This window comes from Petrimonas sulfuriphila (assembly GCA_038561985.1).
Classification (GTDB): domain Bacteria; phylum Bacteroidota; class Bacteroidia; order Bacteroidales; family Dysgonomonadaceae; genus Petrimonas; species Petrimonas sulfuriphila.
Genome location: CP073276.1, coordinates 115,380 through 137,703, shown reverse-complemented (window position 1 = coordinate 137,703; position 22,324 = coordinate 115,380). Strand labels below are relative to the sequence as shown.

General features: G+C 46.0%; 14 protein-coding genes and 1 pseudogene. 3 read left to right on the top strand and 12 right to left on the bottom strand.

Annotated features, from left to right (window positions below; all coding sequences use genetic code 11):
- Nucleotides 1-7 precede the first annotated feature (7 nt).
- Genes KCV26_00445 through KCV26_00435 form a run of 3 tightly spaced genes read left to right on the top strand, consistent with a single transcriptional unit; the run spans nt 8 to nt 3,124 of the window.
- On the top strand, nt 8-496 hold the full coding sequence (locus KCV26_00445; protein ID WZX36894.1) for a DoxX family membrane protein: 489 nt from the start codon (nt 8-10) through the stop codon (nt 494-496).
- Nucleotides 493-2,067 (top strand): Gfo/Idh/MocA family oxidoreductase, encoded by a 1,575-nt coding sequence (locus KCV26_00440; protein ID WZX36893.1) that lies wholly within the window; start codon nt 493-495, stop codon nt 2,065-2,067. Before KCV26_00445 ends, KCV26_00440 begins: the two co-directional genes overlap by 4 nt.
- A 46-nt stretch (nt 2,068-2,113) precedes the next feature.
- Nucleotides 2,114-3,124 (top strand): alpha-L-rhamnosidase N-terminal domain-containing protein, encoded by a 1,011-nt coding sequence (locus KCV26_00435; GenBank protein WZX36892.1) that lies wholly within the window; start codon nt 2,114-2,116, stop codon nt 3,122-3,124.
- Between the two features lie 12 nt (nt 3,125-3,136).
- Here the strand turns inward: KCV26_00435 and KCV26_00430 are convergent.
- The 12 genes and pseudogenes from KCV26_00430 to KCV26_00375 all read right to left on the bottom strand — a co-directional run bounded on the left by KCV26_00430 (nt 3,137) and on the right by KCV26_00375 (nt 22,314).
- Nucleotides 3,137-3,421 (bottom strand): annotated as a pseudogene (locus KCV26_00430) (IS5/IS1182 family transposase).
- 6 nt (nt 3,422-3,427) lie between these two features.
- Nucleotides 3,428-4,735, bottom strand: a complete 1,308-nt coding sequence (locus KCV26_00425) for an IS1634 family transposase (protein WZX38285.1) — start codon at nt 4,733-4,735, stop codon at nt 3,428-3,430.
- Nucleotides 4,736-5,237: 502 nt separating this feature from the next.
- Entirely contained in the window at nt 5,238-6,299 is a 1,062-nt protein-coding gene (aroC, locus tag KCV26_00420) for a chorismate synthase (GenBank protein ID WZX36891.1), read from the bottom strand.
- Nucleotides 6,300-6,373: 74 nt separating this feature from the next.
- Nucleotides 6,374-8,491: a cation:proton antiporter gene (locus tag KCV26_00415; protein WZX36890.1), complete on the bottom strand. Its 2,118-nt coding sequence runs from the start codon at nt 8,489-8,491 to the stop codon at nt 6,374-6,376.
- An 86-nt stretch (nt 8,492-8,577) separates the two neighbouring features.
- Nucleotides 8,578-9,165 (bottom strand): FKBP-type peptidyl-prolyl cis-trans isomerase, encoded by a 588-nt coding sequence (locus tag KCV26_00410; protein ID WZX36889.1) that lies wholly within the window; start codon nt 9,163-9,165, stop codon nt 8,578-8,580.
- Nucleotides 9,166-9,225: 60 nt separating this feature from the next.
- Nucleotides 9,226-10,398, bottom strand: coding sequence for a PatB family C-S lyase (locus tag KCV26_00405; GenBank protein WZX36888.1), 1,173 nt, complete (start codon nt 10,396-10,398; stop codon nt 9,226-9,228).
- Nucleotide 10,399: 1 nt separating this feature from the next.
- Entirely contained in the window at nt 10,400-11,245 is an 846-nt protein-coding gene (locus KCV26_00400; protein ID WZX36887.1) for a DUF3316 domain-containing protein, read from the bottom strand.
- 122 nt (nt 11,246-11,367) lie between these two features.
- On the bottom strand, nt 11,368-14,094 hold the full coding sequence (locus KCV26_00395; protein WZX36886.1) for a family 78 glycoside hydrolase catalytic domain: 2,727 nt from the start codon (nt 14,092-14,094) through the stop codon (nt 11,368-11,370).
- Nucleotides 14,095-14,120: 26 nt separating this feature from the next.
- Nucleotides 14,121-16,907: a family 78 glycoside hydrolase catalytic domain gene (locus KCV26_00390; protein WZX36885.1), complete on the bottom strand. Its 2,787-nt coding sequence runs from the start codon at nt 16,905-16,907 to the stop codon at nt 14,121-14,123.
- A 28-nt stretch (nt 16,908-16,935) separates the two neighbouring features.
- On the bottom strand, nt 16,936-19,437 hold the full coding sequence (locus KCV26_00385) for a hypothetical protein (protein ID WZX36884.1): 2,502 nt from the start codon (nt 19,435-19,437) through the stop codon (nt 16,936-16,938).
- A 23-nt stretch (nt 19,438-19,460) separates the two neighbouring features.
- Nucleotides 19,461-21,098: a glycoside hydrolase gene (locus tag KCV26_00380; GenBank protein ID WZX36883.1), complete on the bottom strand. Its 1,638-nt coding sequence runs from the start codon at nt 21,096-21,098 to the stop codon at nt 19,461-19,463.
- Nucleotides 21,099-21,111: 13 nt separating this feature from the next.
- Complete coding sequence (locus KCV26_00375) at nt 21,112-22,314, bottom strand: glycoside hydrolase family 99-like domain-containing protein (GenBank protein ID WZX36882.1); 1,203 nt, start codon at nt 22,312-22,314, stop codon at nt 21,112-21,114.
- Nucleotides 22,315-22,324 lie beyond the last annotated feature (10 nt).

The following is a 22,324-nucleotide window of genomic DNA, read 5'->3' as shown; positions in this document are numbered from 1 at the left end:
TGTCCAAATGGCAAAAGTACAACCATTTACAAATCTACAATTAAGCGCATTGGTTATTTTACGATTTCTCGCTGGCTGGCACTTACTTTATGAAGGAGTCTCTAAACTGCTTAATCCCGGCTGGTCCGCTGCTGGCTTTCTCGGGGAATCTCAATGGATCATGTCTGGAATTTCCAATTGGATTGTCTCGAATAACAATGTATTGAATGCGGTAGATTTTTTAAATACATGGGGGCTTATCGCGATCGGATTGGGATTGATCCTGGGATTGTTCACAAGTTTTGCCGCATTTTCGGGAGCAATCCTTTTGTTCATATATTACTTCAATAATGCCCCAATCGTTGGTATAGAATACACGATTCCCTCAGAAGGAAATAATCTTCTTGTCAACAAAACCCTCATTGAAGCCATGTCACTTTTTGTTCTGGCCGTTTTTCCTACCGGTTCAATTATTGGCCTGGATGTCTTTATTAATCGTTTAAAAATTAGAAAATGAATACAAGAAAAGAGAAACCTCATCCCGATGAAGATAAAAACATCCTCTCGCGCAGAAGTGCATTGAAAGCATTGGCAGGGATACCGGTTTTGGGATTATTCGGATATGAACTGTTTGATAAAATAAGCTGGGACAAAAAAAAACAGTCCCGGTTAATTAAAGAATTGGGACTTGAAGACATCCATATCCAACAAAAAGTCCCTGCCGTTTCAAAAGGTGATCTGATCCGGATTGGAATAATAGGCTTTGGAAACAGGGCGAATGCACTTGCCAACGGACTCGGGTTTATGCATCCCGAAACAGTGGAAAGCTATACAAAAAGCGGCAGGTTAAAAAACTGGCTGGAACAGGAAAATTTAAATGTGGCAATCACCGGAATCTGCGATGTGTTTGATATGAATGCAGAAAGAGGATTGGTTACAGCCGGAAACGAACTTTTAGCAGGCGGAGCCAAACCGTCGGGATTAAAGGTCAAACGATACCGGACTTACCGGGAGATGTTGGATGATGATTCTATCGATGCAGTGGTTATTGCCACACCCGACCATCATCATGCCCGCATGACCACGGATGCGGTAAAGGCAGGAAAACATGTCTTTTGTGAAAAAAGTATTGCATTACACGAAGATGAATTACAGGAAGTATATCATACGGTAAAAAACAGCGACCGCGTATTCCAGCTTGGCCACCAGATTACCAAGAATGTTGTTTTTCAGCAAGCGAAGGAGATTATCAAAAGAGGAATTCTCGGGAAAATTGCTTTGGTTGAGACCACTACAAACCGAAATAGTGCCGAGGGAGCCTGGATCAGACACCTGGACGAATATGGCAACCCGAAACCGGGAAGCCTAAAGACAATTGACTGGGAACAATGGTTGGGTGACTGTCCGAAAGTCCCTTTTACAATTGATCGGTTTTATAATTGGACAAAGTTTTTTGATTACGACACCGGGATGTTAGGACAACTTTTTACACATGAATTCGATGCAGTAAACCAGTTGCTTAATATTGGAATCCCAAAATCGGCGGTTTCCTCCGGCGGTATTTATTTTTGGAAGGATAACCGGGAAATACCCGATCAAATCCAGTCCGTTTTTGAATATCCCGATAAAGAGCTGACTTTAATGTACAGCGGTTGCCTTGCTAACAGCCGACAGCGGGGACGTTATTTTATGGGACCCGACGCATCCATGGAGTTAAGTGGAACATTAACCATTACAGCAGACAACGACTCTGTAAAATATAAAAAACAACTTGAAGCCGGACTTTTCAATGCAAACAGTCCCATGATTCACGTGAGTCCAGGATCGGGAGAAATTGATGCTATATCAACCGCAACCGAAAAGTATTATGTCTCAAGAGGCCTCACCACCACCAAAATAAACGGAAAGGAAATTGATGTCACACACCTGCATCTCAAGGAGTGGATCGATTGTATCCGCAACGGCGGAGAGACCAGCAGCAATATCGAACGTGCATATGAAGAAGGTATAACCGTATTGATGGCACATAAATCGTATGTGGAAAAAAGAAGGGTTGAATGGGATCCGGTAAGGAATAAAATTATATAATTCTAACGAGCTACTGATTATTTAAATGGACTCAAATAAAAAAATAATGATTAATCAGGTAAATCAAATATTTCTATGTAGTTTCCTGTTTTTATCCTTATTCCCGGTGAGTTTCGCTCAACCAGCGTCGCATTGGGTATCCTACCCTTCTGCCAATCAAACAGCATACGGAGTATACCATTTCCGAAAAAGCTTTGAACTGGATAAAGTCCCCGACAAAATGGTTATCCACGTTTCAGCCGATAACAGGTATAATCTTTTTGTGAATGGCAAACGGGTTTGTTACGGACCGGCAAAAGGTGATCTTAAGACTTATAAGTACGATATAATTGATATCGCTCCATTCCTACATATCGGCGAAAACCTTCTGGCAGCACTTGTTTTTAATGGAGGCGATGATAAACCTATGGCATTTATTTCGGTACAAACGGCTTTTATGTTGCGTGTGGAAAACAGCAATTTTAGTGAATTGAATACTAACAGTAACTGGAAAGTCTATAAAAATCCTGCGTATCGGGTGATTTCCTATCATGAGATGTTATTTAAAGAACGGTGGTTTTATGGGTTTTATGCCTGTGGCGGCGGTGACGAGATCTTTGCCGAAAAATATCCATGGGGTTGGGAAACAACAGGATTTGACGACAGCGGTTGGATTGCTGCTGAACCCTTATTGTTTGACAAGCAACCGCCCTGGAACCTTGTTCCAAGAAACATCCCATTTATGGATAACCATTTGGCCTATCCTGCTAAAATCAGAAAAGTGAACAACGCCGATATCCCTATTGGCAAATGGGACGGGACATCAAGTTTGACCATTCCTGCCAACACAAAAGCCAATATTCTAATCGATTTTGAGGTGTTAACTATGGGTTACCCCGAACTAGCTGTGCAGGGAGGTAGCGGGAGCTACATTCAGGTAAAATATGCCGAGGCACTGTATGAGGCGGTTAACCTTAAGGCTCATCGTGACTCGGTGAATAATCTGAATATGTTTGGCGTATGGGATATTTTTCATGCAGATGGAGGAGAACGCGTATTCCGATTTTATTTGAATTGAATTAGTCAATCCTTAATAATTCATTTTATTGAATAAAAAGGAGTAAAAGTATATTTTTTCTTTAGGCAGAAGCCATCGAAAAATAAAAAACAAAAGATCTTTTTTAATCTTTTCTATTATTTTCTTTAAATTCCAGGCAGTTGCCGCCATGTAAGCGTTGATCTGTATCCCTTTCTCGCCTCCCAGGTAGTTCTGTTCCATCCGGAAGTCTTTTTTCAGATGTCCGATAACAAATTCTATGCCCGCCCTGGCTCAAAATTTTCTGCGTTTCTGCCTTTTTCCTGACTTTGACAATGCGCCACCCTATCCGACATCTGGCTCGATCAGAGGCTTAATTGCCTCCTGTTGTGATGTAGTGTAGATGGTCTGCGTGTATAGTTCACCGTTTGGCAACCTTATTTTCAGTGTCGTTATCGTCTTAGCGATGTCCAGCACCTTATCCACGCTCATATTGAGGCCGATATTCCGAATAGTCCTTTCAAGCTCCTTATAAACCTTATTGGCAATGAAGCAGATGCAGATGTGAGCCTCGATTCGTTTCTCTGTAAAGTGAAACATCGGACGCATCTCCAGTGAGGTCTTACCAATTCGAAATGCTCTTTCAACAACCCAAAGACCGTGATATTGGGAAATTATCTCCGTAGCGGGTAACGCCGTGTTGGTAATATACCCTTTCAATCCGTCCCAACGGCTGTCGTCTATAATCTTTTCCTCGTTGATGCTGACAGTAATGTCTTTATTGATATCAAGGAACTTGTTGAAGCCACGTTTATTCAACCTGTCCTTTGTCAGCGTTCCTTTGACAAAAGCAGTGCGTAGTCTTGCAACGCCTTTATCCCTATTCCAGGCATCTTTCCTGGCCCTGGGATCAGAATAACTGACAATCAGCCGCTGCGTCTCGTTCTTCATGCATGATTGACAATGACCATCCTTCTTCTCAATGGAAAGTATCCACTCCTTGATTCTTGGTGACTCGCTCCGGATCCGGGCACCAAGGATATACTTGTAACCGGCAGATTCCAGGAGCTTCACATTTCTCTCGCTCATTAATCCGGAGTCTGCCACGACAATGAAGTCCGTTAGCGAGAATCGTCGGACGAAGTCGTCGATGATTGGTATCATTGTTCTGCCTTCATACTGACTGCCGTTGAAGATGGAATAAGACAGTGGATATCCATCCTCGCTCACCAGAAGTCCCAGGACAATCTGCGATTCAGCGCTCTTACCACCCTTGGAGAACCCTGCCTGACGCAATTCATCGTCCGGCTTGGGTGCGGATTCAAAATATAGCGTCGTTACATCATAGAACACGAGACCGATGCAGCCGCCCAGGATCTTCAGTGTATGCTCCACGCTGATCTTGTGAACCAATTCTTGCTGGCTGGAGTATAGCCTGTCCATGTACCTGTAGATATTATGAAGGTGAACGTCCTCATCGAAGTACGACTTCAGGTACTCTACCGTGGCTACCTTGCTCAAGGGCTGACACACGCGCGCTACCACAAGATGGCGCAGGATATCGTCACCTATAGCTCCAAAACCGATACTGTCATAGATCCTGTTCAGAATCGATTGCGGTGCATTCTGTATTGTACGTTCAATACGGGATATAGTGTTCCTTGTTTCATTGATAGCCTTCTGCGGTCTCATCGAAATCTAAAAGCTGTTGACCACCGTACTTGGAAACCCAAGCTGATGCCTGACGATATAATGAGTCTATCTCATCAGTATCGGAGGAAGCCCCAAAGCTTTTGACTTCGCGGTAGATCCCGTCGCTCTTGTCTACAACTACAATACTGGTGGAACCACTCCGGTTTCTCTTCTTGCGCACGAACATACCACAAAAATAGGCATTTTCTCTCTTGCGCCACCCACGCCACCAAACCTATTCCTGTATATCGCATAATATAAACATGTTACGAGCATCGGTAATTTAGGCTGTCAAAGTCTAAAAAAGTAATTTTTACCCAAATACCCATAAGCATAATCTGATTATCTGTGTGTTATGGATTGTGAAAATCATTTTTTTATTTTAGGATAGGCTTCGTTTCAGGATACAATCATTTACAAAGATGCAAATAATCTTTGTAAAAAAAAATGGCCGGCAGGGAAACTACATTTTAGCCAGCAGGTAGTAGTCCAAAATAACCATGGCGGCCATCGCCTCAACGATGGGAACAGCGCGGGGAAGAACGCATGCGTCATGTCGCCCGCGGGCCTTAATGGTCGTGTCGTTTCCGTGGACATCCACGGTTTGCTGTTCCATTAAAATGGTGGAAACAGGTTTGAAGGCCACCCGGAAATAAATATCCTGTCCGTTGGAAATACCCGCCTGGATACCGCCGGAATAGTTGGTGCGGGTACTTATTTTCCCGTTGTCGTTGAAAAATGAATCGTTCATTTCCGAACCCCGGCGACTTACATCGAAGCCGTGTCCGTACTCAAATCCTTTCACGGCGTTAATGCTGAGCATGGCCGAGCCCAGTGCCGCGTGCAGCTTCCCAAAGACCGGCTCGCCAAGGCCTACGGGTGTCCCCTGTATAACGCAGGTAACCACCCCCCCGATGGTATCCCCTTTGTACTGGACTTCCTTGATAAGGTTGATCATCTCATTTGCCTTTTCGGTATCGGGGCATCGAACGGGCGTGTCTTCGATAGTGGTAAGGTCGTATTGTTTGTAGTTGTTGTCCAGTTTAATTTCACCTACCTGTGAAGTGTAGGCGGTAACCGATACACCGGCCTGCTTCAGGTACAATTTGGCCACAGCTCCCGCCACTACTCGGGCTATGGTTTCTCGTGCTGATGACCGGCCACCGCCGCGGTGATCGCGGATGCCGTATTTTTGAAAATAGGTATAATCGGCGTGTGAAGGGCGATAAATATCTTTCAGGTTGTTATAATCGGCCGAGTGTTGATTTTCATTCTTAATGATAAAACCGATGGAGGTTCCGGTTGTTTTGCCTTCGAAGATGCCGGACAGAAAAACCACCTTGTCCGATTCGACGCGTGGTGTGGTAATGCGCGATTGTCCCGGGCGTCGCCTGTCGAGTTCGTTTTGGATGAATTCCAAATCCAGCTCGATCCCCGGCGGGCAACCGTCAATAACTCCCCCCACGGCTTCACCGTGGGACTCTCCAAACGATGTAAGCCTGAAAATATTTCCGAAAGTATTCATTGAGTTCTTTTTTGCAAAAATACGATTAATTAACGTGAAAAAGATGAATTAGCACAATTTGTTGAGATCATCCGTTACTCAGACGGGTCGCTTTTCTTTACCGTCGAAAGGAGGGCTTCGCCAAATCCGCCGAGATTCCTGATGGAGGCAAGCAGTGAGGCGTTGGCCATGTCGTTGTGATAATTATCCGTAGTGGCCGACTGAACCGGATAGAGCAGCATGAAGTTGGTGTTCTTGAAATACTTGTTGATGTAATCGGGAACACGTTTCATGGTTTCGTGGTACGAAGCTTTGCGTAAACGGCTCATCACGATAATCAATCCCACATCTTTACCAACTTCCTTCGATAAGACCAAAAAATCGTTCCAATCGCTGAATTCTTTAAAATCAACATCAATGGGATGTGTTTTGTTGATTTGCTTTAAAATTTCAAGTATATCATTGGTGGCGTAAAAACTGAGTTTTGCTCCCGTATTTCTGCCCAAGTTCCAGATTTTCGAAAGCCAGAACGGGAACCCGATTTCCTTATCGGCGTTGGGAGGAATGATTACCAACCTCTTTTTGATTGTCGATAGCGGCTGAATGGCTTTGTAAACAAAGGTGGTTGAACGTGTTTTTTCCAGGATACCCTCGATAAGGTCGCCCAGAAACGATTCCGATATTTCCTGTTTTACATGCAAACCCATAACCACATCGGTGATGGCGTATTTTTTTACAATACCCAAAATTCCGTTCAACACATTCATGTCGTACCGGCGGAGGGGCTGAATAACGGTTTCGGCACCTGCACCCAGCCTGACGGCTTCTTCCAGTAGCTTTAGCGACTCTTTCTCCGCTTGAGGTGTTGTCCCGGTGCTCTTGATGATGTTGAGCGCATATAAATCCTGCGTGTTGGTTTTGGATTTAATAACCAGGCTCAGTTCGACCAAATCTTTCAGCGTATCCTTGTTGGCGATGGGGATGAGGATCCGTTCCTCGGTTAAGGTGTTCTCGTCTTCCAGGTTACCTTCGGCAAAAGAGAGGTCGATAGCACCTTTCTGTGCACGAAACGAAGCGATGGTGCACGTAACGAGAATCATCACGATGGTGCCGTTCAGGATGTTGTCGTCGAGTAAGCCCACTCGATGTCCTACCATGACAGCAGCCAACGTGGCTGCGGCCTGAGCGTTGCTCAAGCCGAAAATAAGCTTCCGTTCGGCGTTGGAATAACCGTAAATTTTCTGTGTGGCCCAAGCCGCCAGAAACTTTGCTGAAATGGCCACAACCGTCATCACGATGGCTACCTTGATAGTCTCAAATCCGGTAACGAACGCCCGGTAATCGATAAGCATCCCCACACTGATCAGAAATATGGGAATGAAAATGGCATTTCCTACGAAATCGATCCGGTTCATCAGCGGTGAAATGTGTGGAATAAGCTTGTTCATAGCCAATCCGGCCAGAAAGGCGCCGATGATGGCTTCAATCCCCGCCAGTTCTGCCAGGAAACCTCCCAGAAAGATCATCACCATCACGAAAATGAACTGCGACGCACTGTCCTGGAATTTTTTGAAAAACCACCTGCCTACAAGGGGAAAAAGAAAAGCAACCACCAGTGTGAAGACGATGATGGAGAGTGTCAGTTGTGCCCAGAACGCAGTTGTGACCTGGCCTTCGTTCATGCTGATGATAACTGCCAGCACCAACAATGCCAGCGTGTCGGTAATCATAGTCCCGCCGATAGCAACGGTTACCGCTCTGTTCTTCCCGGCTCCTAACTTACTGATTATGGGGTAGGCAATAAGCGTGTGTGACGCAAACATACTGGCCAGCAGCACCGAAGAGATCAAGCTTAAGCTGAGCAGGTAATATCCGGCAAAAACACCTATTGTCATAGGAATTGAAAAGGTGAGCAGGCCAAAAACCAAGCTTCTGGAGCTGTTTTTTTTAAACTCGGCAACGTCGATTTCAATGCCTGCCAGGAACATGATGTATAACAAGCCGGCATTGCCGAGCATGATCATGTTGCTGTCACGCGACATGATAAACAGTCCGAAAGGGCCAATTACAGCTCCGGCAATGATTAGTCCGATAAGTGACGGCACTTTTATTCGATTGAAAACAATGGGTGCAATCAGGACAATCGAGAACAGGAGCAGAAACTGGACCGTCGGGTTCGAAACGGGTAATGCCAGATCTAATGCCAGAATCATAAGCTTGGGCTTACAATAAACGTGTATATAAAAAAATCGCAGGCATTATCCATGTCTGTGATTTTTTACTTTTTGGGACGAAACGGTTAACAGCTACAACCGCTTCCGCAACCGCCGCTTCCACAGCCTCCGGACTCGGTTTCCTCATCGCAACCGCCACAACCTCCACTTCCGCAACCGCATCCACTTCCGGAAAACAGGGCCGCTATCTCTTCGGGAGAGGCGTCACGTACACCTTGCACAGTCCCTTCAAAATGCATGGTTTCGCCTGCCAGGGGATGGTTGAAATCCATGGTTACCGTGTCGCCGGTAATGGAGACAACCGATCCCATCAGCCGGTTTCCATCGGTATCCATCATGGGCAATGTATTGCCTTCGAAAAGCATTTCATTGTCTATCTTTCCGTCCACCTCGAAAATGTTTTTGGGGAGGTCAATGATCCTTGATTCGTCAAAATCACCGTAAGCCTCTTCAGGACTCAGTGTAAACTTAAATGGATCGCCTTCCGAAAGCCCGTAGATATTGTCTTCGAAAGCTTTCAGCATCGAGTTTGTGCCGAAAATAAATTCGAGCGGCTTTTCGGGAGTGGCCTGTTCCATGAGTTCACGTTCGTCCCCTTCGCCTACGTTTAGATCGTATGTCAGGGTTACATATTTGCTGTCAGAAATTTTCATTGAATTTGTTTTTATATGATTAAGTGTGTGAAATTTTAACAATGTGCGGGGGAAATAGTTTTAGCTGTTTAACGCTTTTCTCAGATTATCGAGTGCTTTCTCGATGTTCGAAAGGGGTGTACCCACGTTCAACCGCATAAATCCTTCTCCTTCCTTCCCGAAAACAGTGCCGTCGTTTAGCGCCAGTTTTGCTTTGTTGACAAACAGGTCAACCAGTTCCTGCTGCGTAAGGTTCAACGCCCTGCAATCCAGCCAGACGAGAAAGGTAGCTTCAGACTTCACTGCGTTGATTTGCGGAATGTATTCCTTTAGGTAATTTTCAACGAAATCGATATTTTTCTGAATGTATGCCAGTGCCTGATCCAGCCATTCCTCACCGTAATTGTATGCGGCTTCGGTAGCAGCCAGTGCGTAAATAGTTGCCTGGTCGAGTTCCCGGGGAGCCAGGTAATTCAAGTACAGCTTCCTTATCTCCGGGTTGTGGATAACGGCAAAAGAACTGACAATCCCGGCAATGTTGAAGGTTTTGCTTGGGGCCATCAGCGTGATACTGTTCTCTTTTGCCTTTTCCGACACCGTGGCAAAGGGTCGGTGCCTGAACCCGGGCAAGGTCAGGTCGGAATGAATTTCGTCGGAAACAACCAGGATGTTGTTGTCATAACAGATTTCCGCCAGTTGTATCAGTTCATCTTCATTCCATACTCTTCCTACAGGATTGTGAGGATTGCAGAGGATAAGCATCTTGCAATCGTTTTCGGCGATAATTCCCTTTAATCCTTCAAAATCGATAGAGTATTTTCCGTTCTCCAAAAGCAAAGGATTGTTTACAACCCGTCTTTCAAGCGCTTCGGGAACAATCCGAAACGGATGATAAACCGGCGGCTGAATGATTATCTTGTCGTTTTTTTTGGTAAACGCATCAATAGCAAAGGCAAAGCCTTTCACTACACCCGGAACGAAAGTGATTTCATTGCGGTAAACTTCATAACTGTGTCTGTCTTTGAGCCAGTTGATGATGGAAAGGAAATACCCGTCGTAAGGAACCGTATATCCGAAAATACCGTGTCGGGTTCTCTCGATCAGCGCTTCGGTAATTGCCGGAGGCGATAGAAAATCCATGTCGGCCACCCAGAGGGGGATGAGGTCATCGCGCCCGAAAACCGTCTTCAGCTTATTCAGCTTTACACTGTGTGAGGTTGACCGGTCGATGATTTCGTCGAAATTATATTGCATATCAATAATAGCTGCTTTTTATTAGTTTACTGTTTTTTGCCTTCAGCCCGCCAAAATTAAGCGACTCGACGGCTAACCCGACCATAAACTGGTGCGAAACAATGTTTGTAACAATATCGTTTACATCGGTTCTGTAAAAATCACCCAGGTATCCGGTACGGATAGTCAGGTTGTTGAGGGGAATATCAACGGTGAAATAGTTACGTAACGCCAACTGGTTCTGGAACGAGGCAAACCTTACCGTTCCTTTTCCGTTGCCCAGGGAGAAAATCTCGTAGTAGGATTGTCCGTATGCGGGAGAGAAGAACATGCCCAGAAACGGTGTGCTTACCTGCCAGCGAAAAGTGAGCCTTCGCCAGTTATAGCTTGCCATTGCCGAGAGGTCAAGGTTCACGGAAGCTTTCAGTGAACCCGGGTTGTTGGAGTTTCGTACATTATAAATACCTCCCAGTGATGCATCTCCTCCGCCACCAGCGAGAAGGCTAAACTTCGCGTTTTTGAAAAAGGGATAGAAAGCGTTGACGTTGTAGGAAACTTCGCCGGCATATTCCGATGCGGATGCAGAAGGATTTTTGGTAAATGCCAGTTGTATTTGAAACTGCTGCTGCAGGAGTAACTTTTCGTTGAAGTGCTTGGTGGGACTGATGCGGTCGTGCAACAAAGACATAGTCAACCCTCTGTACTCTAAAGGAGATAAATAGGTGTCAGTCAGAAAAGATTTGCCCACTCCCAGAAGCGTAGCTTGATTGGTGGATTTTGTCGTACTCTCCTGAGCAGAAAGCGAAATTGAACAAATCGTTAAAAATAAAGTGACCGTTATTGTAATTTCAGCGGGTAACCTTTTCATTCTTACTTATAATTCGATATTCAACTTACAAAAGTAAGAAAATATTTAAATAAAAGCCGTTGCCCCTGTCTAAAAGTCAGTTTATTTCCTTTATTAACGATTTGTTCAATTCAAACTACCGGTTACCGGTTGGACAGGGTATAGTTGCCTGATCCTAATTCTATTTCAACTCCCGAGTCGGTTTCCTTAAAGCTTCTTACGCCATTTTGACCCGGTTTTATGATTTGTAGCTCTTTCGGCAATTTCACCACAGCGGAAGTGTTTCCCGGAATAGAGATGTTCCAGTTAAACGACCCGTTTTCTTTTGTCCATTCGCTCTTGATTTCTCCGTAAACCGATTTGTACGAAGCTTTCACATGTGAAAGTCCTTCAGGAAACCGGGGTTCCATCCACAACTTTTTGTAAGCTACACTCCCGGGATAATTTTTAATTCCGGCCAAATCTTCGTAATACCAGATGATGAGATCTCCGAGCAACATGACGTGATTGGCGGAGTTCATTGCCGGGTCGGCTGTATCCCCGTTCCAAAGTTCCCAAATGGTGGTAGCACCTTTTTTGATCATGTACCCCCAGCTCGGATAGGTCTCATTTGTCGCAATTTTGTAGGCAAGGTCCACGTTTCCGTACTGTGTAAGTCCACGCATCAACTGCTGTATCCCCAGCACACCGGTACTGACGTGTCCGTTAAAATCGACTTCTGTTTTTTGAACGATATTTTCAAACACTTGCTGTTCCTTTCCTTCGGGAACCAGGCCCAGCCGGAGTGACAGCATGTTTGCCGTTACCGTGTTGTTGTCGTATTTTGCCGAGTCAGTGTTGAAGAACGTCGTGTTGTATGCCTCTTTTATCCGGCCTGCCAGCTCTTTAAATCCCTGAATATCCTGCTGATTTCCGGTCAATTCTGCAAACTCAACCATCAGGTTAAGCAGGCTGTAATACATGGTTGTACTCAGAATCGCTCCCGCTGTCTTGCGCGAAGGATCCTGGGAGTGGATCAGCTCCTGTTTTTCGGGAGGCATGCACCAATCGCCGTAGGTGTCTTTTGTGAGGATAAAGTCTTGCATGGATACCTGCTGGATACGCTCCAGATAACGTTTCATGGAGGGATAATGTTTTCTGATGGGTTCCGTATCACCGTATTGGTGGTAAAGCATTTTTGCTGCATAGAAATAAGCAGCCGGCCAGGTTACGTCGTCGTTGTAAATGGTCCAGTAACGGGGTGAAACCACCGAAATACTTCCTTCCGGACTTTGAGAATCCTCTATGTCCTGTGCCCATTTGCTGTACAACAAGGCGTTGTCGAAAACAAACGCTTCGCCGAAGCATCCGGTTGCCCGGTCGCCCAGCCAGCCCTGGCGTTCATCGCGTTGCGGACAGTCGGTGGGCATTCCGCGGTAGTTTCCGCGAATTCCCCAATATGCGTTTTTGAAGGTCTGGTTGATGATGTTGTTGGAAGTTTCGAACTGTCCGGTGGTCTCCATGTTGTCGTACACCACTTTCCCGGTAAAACTGGATAATTCGGGTTGTTCATTCAATCCGGATATTTCAACGAAACGGAAGCCGTGATAAACAAAGGAAGGTTCCCAGCTAAACGCTCCGTCTTTCGCAGGGGTGTAGATGTCCGTTACCTTTGCGGAGCGGATATTTGCCAGGTAAATGGTGCTGTCCGGATTGAGTATCTCAGCAAAACGCATCGTCACGGGTTGATCCTTTTTCCCGTTCAACTTGTTTATCTTCAGCCACCCGACCATGTTTTGGCCCATATCGAGGATAAATTTACCATCGGCAAGCTTGGAGATCCGGACGGGTTTTATCTCTTCCATCACCCGGATATTCGGGTTGGGTTGGGCCGTGAGTTTGCCTTCGGGAGCAGTCATTATGTCCACTTGTTGCCACGAGGCATCATCGTAGCCGGCTGTTTCCCATCCGGTCAGTTCGAGGCGGGCATCGTATTCTTCTCCGTCAAACTCATTGTTGGCCACGATGGGCCCTTTTGAAGTAACTTTCCAGGATTCATCACTGGCAATCACCTCCCTGGTCCCGTCGGCATATTCTATATCGAGTTGAGCCAGCAAACGGGGCAACCCGAACATCTGGCTGCGTGATCCCCGCATTCCGAAATACCTGCCGTTGCCCAGTTTAACGGCCAGCAGGTTTTTGTCTTTCTGCAGGAGCGGGGTTACGTCGTACGTATTGTAATAAACCCGGTTGGGATACCAGGAAACCGTTGGGGCGAAGACATCTTCCGAAACCCGATTCCCGTTCAGGTAAGCTTCATGCGCTCCGAGGCCTGCAACATAAAGGACGGCCCGATGGATTGTACTGTTTCTCGTCTCAAAGGACTTTCTCAGGTAACGTGCGGCCAGGCGTGTGTTGTCCTTATCCGTCTCACCGGGATTGGACAATGAGTCCTCACCAATCCATTTTGCCTGCCACTCCGAATCATTCAATAGAGCCATCGACCAATAATTGACTTTGCTCCAGTTGCCGTCGCCTTGATTGGTGTTGATTTTTACGCGCCAGAAGTATTTGCTTCCCGACGAGAGGGGTTGGCCCTGGTAAGGAATGAGTACCGACCCGTCGCTGCTGACGATTCCCGAATCCCACAAAAGATTTACTTCTTTTTTCAGATCATCTTCCGACCGGGCAACTTGAATCTGATACGATTGTTGGATAAGATCGGGAGAATTGGAACTAATCTGCCACGAAAACCGTGGAGTAAGTGTGCTTAATCCTTCCGGATTTTCCTGCATTTCAATTTTCAGGGAAGCTACATTCAGCTTTCCTTCTTTACATCCGGCCAACAGGACGGAAAGTAAAATTACGGTGAATAAAAGGGTGTGTCTCATAAGAAAAATTAGTTCTAGATATGTTATTAGTTCTCAAAGATATAGTTTCCCGAATTAATTTCAAACAGAACGTATCCGTTTTTTTTGCCCGTTTCGGTTGCAAAACCAGAACTTTCACGTATTTTCCTACCGGATTCATCGGGGAAATAAACGGTTGCTGCGCAATTGGGTGGAATGGTAACGGAGAGCGTCGTTTTACCGTTTTCTCTTTTCCAATGTGATTGAATCATACCGGCAGGAGAGTTGAAGCCTGCTTTTGCCCATGAAACGTGCTCTTCTGCAAATTTTGGGACGCGGATATCGAACTTTCTGAATCCAGGCGAATCGTCTCTTCTGCGGATTCCGGCTACACCGTCTATGTACCATGCGCCGGGATAGAGATAGGAGCTGTGTAAAAGTGAATGGCCGGGTAAGTCTTTCTCCCACATTTCCCACATGGTGGAAGCTCCGCTTTCACGCATCAGCCCCCAGCTGGGATAGGTGGTTTGTGATGTCATGGAGTAGATGAGGTCGTCGCGGCCTTCTTCGCGCAATACCTTGAAAAGCATCGCACCGCCGGTAATTCCCACATCGATGTGGCCGTTGCGGTTGACGAGGATTTCTTTTTCGAGCCGTTTCATTACCAACGGACGGAGTTTCACCGGCATTATGTCTCCGTATAACGCTGCAGAGAGGCTTCGCATGGTTTTATCGGAATAATTGTGGTCATCGGCGTGAAAGTATTTGTCGTGAAGGGCTTTGCCCGATACTTCAGCCTGGTGTTTCCATTTTTGCGCTTCGGCCGTTTTTCCGATTGCTTCGGCTATCTTTGCACCTGTCTTTAAGTTGTAAATCCAGTAACAGTTGTTGAAAAACAGGTTTTCGTCGGAATAGTTGTTCATCCCTTGTGTGGTTGCACCGGGCCAAAGCCAGTCGCCCAAAAAATCCCACCGGCCGCCGTATCGTTTGAGTAGATTATTTTCCACATGGGTGTCCAGAAAAGCGAGCCAGCCTTTTATCATCTCGAAATTTTCCTCAAGTACCCGCACATCACCCTGGTATTGGTACATGAACCAGGGTAGGGTAACCACAATTCCGCCCCAAGCAGGGCCGCCGCCGCCGTGATAGGTGGGTGCCGTCTGGGGCAATATACCCCCGCCGAGTCTTCTGCCGCTGCCTTCCTTCTTGCGCGCCCAGTCTGGATCGTTCATGTTTCCGACCATCGGTTCGGTCCCTTGTACATCCCGCCAATCTTCGAGCCATTTGTTGTAGAACGCGCCCAGCTGATAATTCAGCATTCCGGTTTCGGATGTGGCGTGGGCGTCACCACCGTAGCCGAACCGTTCACGTTGCGGGCAGTCAACAACGTACCCGCCGAGAGACAGATTCTCGAATGTCCAGTTTACGGTATTGTAAATCCAGTTTTGCAACGGATCGGAACATTCAAACGAGGTAGCATCCGCGAAGTTGGTACGAACCATCCAACCTTTTATGTCTTCCTTCTTCGGGGCTGATTTCAGGCCTTTAAGGGTGATCCATCTACCGGAACTGTAATTAAACCGGTTTTTGAATGTGCCTTTCCCGGAAGGGCCGATGACGTATAAGTTGTATAACCCAAAGGTCATATCGTCCTGCTGGCGTTCAGAAAATTGGAAACGAACCGTGTCGCCGGGGTTTCCGTCAACGTTGATCTGCGTCCATCCCGCAAAATTTACCCCCATGTCTACCCGGAATGTCCCATCGGGGCGGCTTACGATCTCTACGGGTTGAATTTCGTCGAACAGGGTATTTGTTTCCACGCGTTGAGCGGACAGTTTTAGTGCCGGTGTATAAACCGTTGCTTTGTTCCATACCTGATCATTATAGGTCGCCAGGTTCCAGTTGTCGATTTCTTTGTTGGCATCCCAAATTTCACCACCGTATCCGCCAACGCCAAACCCCCAGTTCCCGATGAGTTTATTGGGACTGGGATGTGTTTTCCACGACTCGTCGGTGATGATCCTCACCAGTTTTTGGTCGTTCTTTCCGAAAATATCGGTTTGGGCTGTCACAATGGGTGTCCTGGGTTTATCGGGAGTGGCGTAGGGTGCGTAGATTGCCCAGGATGCTCCCAGCCACAACGCGATGACATTTTTCCCTTGTTTTAACTGCGGAGCGATGTCGTAGGCAATGTATCGGGCGCGCTGTGTGTGGTCGGTCACAGCCGGTGCCAACACGTGATCGTCTATTTTTTGGCCGTTCACATACACTTCGTGATAACCTACCGATGCTACAAATAGGGTTGCCCTGGAGGGTTTTTGTTTTAAATCGAAAGATTTTCTGAACCACGGATCAGAAATTTTGTTGGGTCCTGCCGAAGGGTCATAGATTTCCGTGGTGCCGATCCATTTTGCTGTCCATTCAGCATCATCGAACAGCCCGGTGGTGAAAGACGCTGATTTACTGAATGCAGATGGGTTACCCTTTTCGTCTTTTACTGCAACTTTCCAAAAGTAACTCCGATCAGATTCTAGCTCTTTTCCTTTATAATCAACAAGCTGCATGTTATCTGAAGAGATCCATCCCGTATCCCAAATATTGCCCTTGTTTTTATCGAGATCCCGTTTCGTCGAGCTAACCAAAATGCGGTACGCTGTCTGCGCCTGGCCGAAAACTTGCGGGTTTGCAGTAGCCAACTTCCAGCTAAACCGTGGTTGTCGGACATCCAATCCTGTGGGGTCGACAAGGTATTCTGTGGTTAATTCCATAGGATATAAAGCACCTTGCTTCTGGGAAAATATTGAAAAACTGGCTGATAAAAAAATAACTATTAAAAGTAAGTTTCTTGTTCTCATATGATTAAAATTATTTTTTAGATTGAACCTATCCTTGTCGGTAAGTGCTGATTTTATCCAGGTCGACAAGCTGGTTTTTGCTCCGGTTCTCTATCGTTACTTCATAACCTGCGGGTATATCCAACCGATATTGTATTTGGTTGTCCACTCTTTTCCATTCGAGCCGGATTACCTCATCTTCCACAGGAATCGAACCGCTGCATTGTTCCAGGTCGAGATCGGTGAAGCGAAGAACTATTTTCTTCTTCTCATAGTCAATGTTGCTGATGCCCAGTACGTCACGGTAAAGCACATGGCCGATGTAGGAGGCAAATCCGTGGTTGCAGCTGGCCTGGCTGTGTACATTCTCCCAAAGGGTTCCGGTACGTTCGGCCATATAGAAGAAGTACTCCTCGATTTCGGAGATGAGTTGGGACTGGAGTCCGTACCGGGAAAGGATATCCATCCGGAGATAGTTACCGATAAATGCATTGGCAACGGCCACCTGGGGATAGGTGATGGCGGTGTTGCGGTGCGGCCCGAATTCATCGGTCAGTTTTTTCCACAAGGCAGGATAACTCTCCGGGGTTGCGATGTTGAAAAAGAAAGCGTAGTACTGGCAAACTTCGGTAATCTGGTCGGTTACCCGTAAAACCCCGTCTTTTCTTACTGCATTGTCCACAAAAAACTCGCCATTGAAGGATTGTTTCTGTATCTGACTGCGGATATGGTCCGCTTTCATTTGCCACGCTTCATTGTCGTAGAGACGCGCCGCACTTTGGAGTGCAGCGCTGTAGAGCATGTTCGTGGGATAGTTCACATCCTGTACGAGGCTGTTGGCTTTGGACCATTCCACAAAGATCCAGCTTTCCAGTTTTTCCAGCAGTCCGTCTTCGTTTTCGAACTTTTCGAAATATGCCAGCAGATCGGTAATCCGTGTTTTCAGGTCAGCGACCAGTTGCCTGTCGCCGCCGCGTTTGGCATAATCATCAATCTGAACGATAAACCAGAGTGACCAGTTGGGGATAAATACGCCGTCGTTGTGATCGGCGGGATAACACATCGGGATCATGCCTTCCGGAAGGAACTCAAATTTCTCCGGCAATGCATAGTTCTCGTAAAAATTATGGGCTACTTTTGAATACCCGGTGAATTCTTTCTCCATGATTGCGGTAAAGTAACTGTCACACAGCCAGCCGGCACGCTCCCGCGAGGGACAATCCATAAAAACATCCAGGGCGTTTTGCCGGTATGTCTGTTTGGCCGCATCATAGATCCGGTTTAATTTTTCGTTGCTGCTGGAGAAGGCAGCATCCGGATGTTCGGGTGCTGCAAACTCCCTAAGGAAGATTTTTTCTACCCGACAGTCACCTTGTGTAACCAGTATCTTTAGAAATTTAAAGGTGTAGGGTTCGAACGACTCGATGCGGTATTCTCCCGGCTGAAGTTCGTAGACTACTTGGTTGTTGACGTCGGCCATCCGTTTCTTGCTGATCACATCATCGTCTGTCAGCATCTCATCGAAATGAAACCACACCTCGGTGGGTTCCGTACAACGAATTACGGCTCCGATGAATCCGGTCTGATTAATGCCGAAGTCGAGGATGGAGAACTCATTCGTTTTCAGATCGATCGTGGTTGAACCAACATAAGGTGTGTTCAACGATTCTTTCGTCACCGTCTGCAACTCCTGTATGCGCTGTGACGGTACGGCCTCCAACGCTGTTTCAGGATAGCCCTTGAATTGTTCGCTGATATTTACCAGCGAACGGTCTTTGTAGTATTGCCCCGGTATCTTGCTGGCAAAAGTGCCCCTGGAGTAGAGTTGTACCGGTTTCAGCAGAGTGTAGGCAGGTTGGTCCACTCCCCGCGGTAAGAGGTTTACTAAGGGCATCGGAACGAGTTTGACCGTTTCCAGGGTCCGGGTCTTGTCCGAACGCCATTGGTCGTATCCCTCCTCCAACCGGTAATATTCGGTAAAAGGACGCTGGAAACTATAGCGCTCTACTTTCTGCAGGCGTTCCCTTATTTCGGTGGCCTCAAAACGGCCGTTTTCACCGGTATGCAGCACCACCTTGCCATCCACCGTTGCCTCTGCCTGTAGAAAGGAGGGCTGGTCGGTGGTGTAATACGTGTTTACGTTGTACCCGGCTACCTCGATCGCCACGATATTTTCTCCCGCTTTCAGGCGTTCCGAGAGGTCATACCGGTCCACCCGGAAATAACCGTGCCCGGCACGGGCCGGTCCCGATCCCACAAACTCACCGTTGAAGAAGAGCCTGTAAACAGTAGAAGCCGCAACTCGCAGGATGGCCTCTGAGTGTGGGTCTGCGTTGAAGGTACCCCGGAATCCCAGGGTGAGGTTCATCTCTTTTTCGCGGCCTTCTGCCCATACCGGGACAGCTTTGCTCATCAGCTCAGCCGATTCCTCTCCTTTAGTGTTGTTTGCGACACAGCTTCCCAGCAACAGGACGAGCACGATGACGTAAAAATAACTAATTACGCAGTGATTGCCTGTGACGGATAATTTCGTTTTTTCTTTTTTCTCCATAAAATTATTGTTGGTGTGTAGATTTATTTTAGCTGAAATATTTCCGGATATTTTCTGATGAAATAGACCGGAGTACAGCTCCAGGCATGACAATAGCTATTCACCGGAAAAAAATTGTAAGGGGAAAGAAAATCGTCATTAGGATCATAGGCCTCCCAAAAGGTATCAGCTCCCTTCTCTAGCATCCCGCCCCAATATTTTTTTAATTCTTGTTTTGCAAGACTGTGTAACCCGCTATTTATAAGCGATTGAATGTAATAGTGATAAAGATAGGGAGTTCCCGGATAACTTACATCGCGGGCATGGGAGAGATTCAATAATGCAGTTTGCGCTTCTTTTGTAGTTGCTACACCGCTTAAAATCATCCATAACTGCGACGCATAAGAAACCTGATGGTTGATTGTGCCGGCAAAAAAACCGGTTTTCTTATTGTAAAATTTTTTACGTGCCGTGCTTTTCATTTTTTTTATCAACGGAGGAACATTTTTTACTTCATCTTCCTTTCCGATCAGTTGTGCCAGCTTATACGTTTCTTGTAAAGCAAAAATGGACACTCCCTGTAAAGGCACTTCTTTGTGTAATCCTTCACGCCAGTCAATAAAGATCCACCATTCCCTGTTTGCTCTGGCAAAATCCATCAATCCATCCTTGTCTACATATTGATAGATGATGTCCAATTGTTTTTTGGCTACTGGCCATAAATCCAAAGCAGTTTGTTTGTCGTTGGTTGCCAGAAGGTAATCTTTAAGGGTTGCATTAAAGAGAAGGGCGTATTCCAATAGGAACAGCCGTTCATCACCACGGGGTTCCGGTGTTTCATAGATGCAGGGATGCAGGTAGCCATTCCGGTGGCTCAGGCCTGCTAACAAATACAGACAACGCTTTGTCAGGTCATGTTGCCCGAAAGAATAATTATTGGTCATCGCCTGTAAATACAGGTCGCCTATCCATAACCGTTGGTCTCTTTTGGGCCCGTCCTCGTAAACCGTTTGCATACATTCTTTTAGAGTGGCTAACCCTGTCTGATCGATTTTTTTTATTATTTCTTCAGTAGAGGGAGCCAGTTCTTGTGGTACAGAGGTTACTGAAGTACCGGCATTACACTTTATATCCGATACATAAAAATCATACGAAGGTGACGCGATCAGTTCAATTTTAACATACCTGAAAGAGAGGCGCCGGGGTATGGTTATCGTTTGTGGCAAGGCAGTAACCGTGACGGTTTCATCCTGAAGCCAGGCTCTACTTAAACTACCCGTGTATGGCTCAAAGGATACTGCCAGTTCCGATGGCACTTCACCGAATGTGAATTTTAACCGCAATGGAGCATCCGGGGTTATGTTGGTAGGGCGAATAGAAAACGTAAAATAACCGGTTATATGTTCCTTGAAATCGAGGATCGTCGATTGATTTTTTTTGAATGTGGTGGAGTAAAATGAATCGATAGCTGAATGAGGAACAATTTTCCAGTGTTGAAAAGAATTTTCATCGCGGACAATGTTGATTACCCGGACGGGTTTCTTTTCAGTAATCACTAGCTGGGGTTTGTTGTCTTCAGCCTTTTGGAGCCATTCTTGTCGGTACGCTTTATAGAAATCTTCCTGAGCATAGGTACTGAACAAGCTAATAGTTAAAATACAAACGATTAAAATAGGTCTCATTCTTTCTTTTAGGTCATTGGTTATTATTTCCGGGGAAAACATGTTTTACAGCTTCCAGATATCCGTATTCCCAAACAGTGTCCGGTTCCAGGTAACTCCCTTCCGACCATTCGTTCCATGCGTTTAAGGTAATTATTTTGGGTTCGATGGAGTTGTTGTCGACAAACTTTTTTGCTTTAATCAGATACTTCTCAAACTTTTGAGGTGTGGAGTTATCTATGTATCCTGCTTTAAAAAGAAAACGAGGATTGGCGTCCCAGCTGATTGTTACATTTGGGAAATAGGTCATGGAAAAGTCGTTGTTGAATTTATCCCACATACCGGTGGATGCATCTCCCCACACTTCGTAATCTCCGTCAGGATTTTGCAGGTGAGCCCAACAATAGTTTGTTAAGCTTTTGAATCCGAAAAATTCCAGTACTTTGTTCTGACTCTCTATACTGTCTCCGGGTACCCCCACAAGGGTTGAGGGTAATGCTCCCCATAAAACAGCTTGCAAATGCAGTCCTGAAAATCCGGCCTCTTTCGTTTTCCGGGTGAAATAATCCAACGCCTCTTTGGTTTTTTCAGCCCCTCCTAAACCATGGATGAGTGTATTTAACTCGTAAATGCAGAAGACAGGTTCATCGTTTATCTTTAAATAGGAAGGTTCTTTAAAATAGCGTGAAATGACCCGGTCCACCACAATGTTAAATTGTTCCCTGTTCACTTCTCCATCCCAGATAACTGAATCTATATTGGGATTATCTACGTCCCAATATGTTGTTGCATCGTGATTGGCCCACATTAAGTAGAAGTTCATCCGATTGTTGTTCGCTTTTAAAAATCCATTGTTTACGGCATCCTCCAGGAAAGGTTTATTCTCGTACCAGTACCAATCGAAAATAAAAGTATTCACTCCGTAATCGAGTGCGGCATCAATCTTTTTGCCCATATCCTCCGGATCTGCCTCGTCCAGGTATCCCCATAAAGGGACTTTCGGTTGTTGATGGCCTTCTTCTTTAGGTACAGCATTATAAATGATCTCCCATTCCCCTTTTTTATCGGGGAACAGAAATTCAGCGCGCGGTTCGTAATGGTATGCCGGCCAGTAAAAGGCTGCCAGAATATATTCTGATTCCTGACCGTTGTTTTTCCTGTTGTTGCTTGTGCACGAAGAGATAAGAAGAGCAACCAAAAACAGGAAGAGATTAAGTGAAAATTTAAATGTTCTCATTTCCTTATGC

Coding starts and splice junctions, on each gene's coding strand:
- KCV26_00380 (WZX36883.1), bottom strand. CDS start 21,098: ATGAGACCTATTTTAATCGTTTGTATTTTAACTATTAGCTTGTTCAGT.
- KCV26_00415 (WZX36890.1), bottom strand. CDS start 8,491: ATGATTCTGGCATTAGATCTGGCATTACCCGTTTCGAACCCGACGGTC.
- KCV26_00395 (WZX36886.1), bottom strand. CDS start 14,094: ATGAGACACACCCTTTTATTCACCGTAATTTTACTTTCCGTCCTGTTG.
- KCV26_00410 (WZX36889.1), bottom strand. CDS start 9,165: ATGAAAATTTCTGACAGCAAATATGTAACCCTGACATACGATCTAAAC.
- KCV26_00440 (WZX36893.1), top strand. CDS start 493: ATGAATACAAGAAAAGAGAAACCTCATCCCGATGAAGATAAAAACATC.
- KCV26_00435 (WZX36892.1), top strand. CDS start 2,114: ATGATTAATCAGGTAAATCAAATATTTCTATGTAGTTTCCTGTTTTTA.
- aroC (WZX36891.1), bottom strand. CDS start 6,299: ATGAATACTTTCGGAAATATTTTCAGGCTTACATCGTTTGGAGAGTCC.
- KCV26_00445 (WZX36894.1), top strand. CDS start 8: ATGGCAAAAGTACAACCATTTACAAATCTACAATTAAGCGCATTGGTT.
- KCV26_00405 (WZX36888.1), bottom strand. CDS start 10,398: ATGCAATATAATTTCGACGAAATCATCGACCGGTCAACCTCACACAGT.
- KCV26_00400 (WZX36887.1), bottom strand. CDS start 11,245: ATGAAAAGGTTACCCGCTGAAATTACAATAACGGTCACTTTATTTTTA.
- KCV26_00390 (WZX36885.1), bottom strand. CDS start 16,907: ATGAGAACAAGAAACTTACTTTTAATAGTTATTTTTTTATCAGCCAGT.
- KCV26_00375 (WZX36882.1), bottom strand. CDS start 22,314: ATGAGAACATTTAAATTTTCACTTAATCTCTTCCTGTTTTTGGTTGCT.
- KCV26_00385 (WZX36884.1), bottom strand. CDS start 19,437: ATGGAGAAAAAAGAAAAAACGAAATTATCCGTCACAGGCAATCACTGC.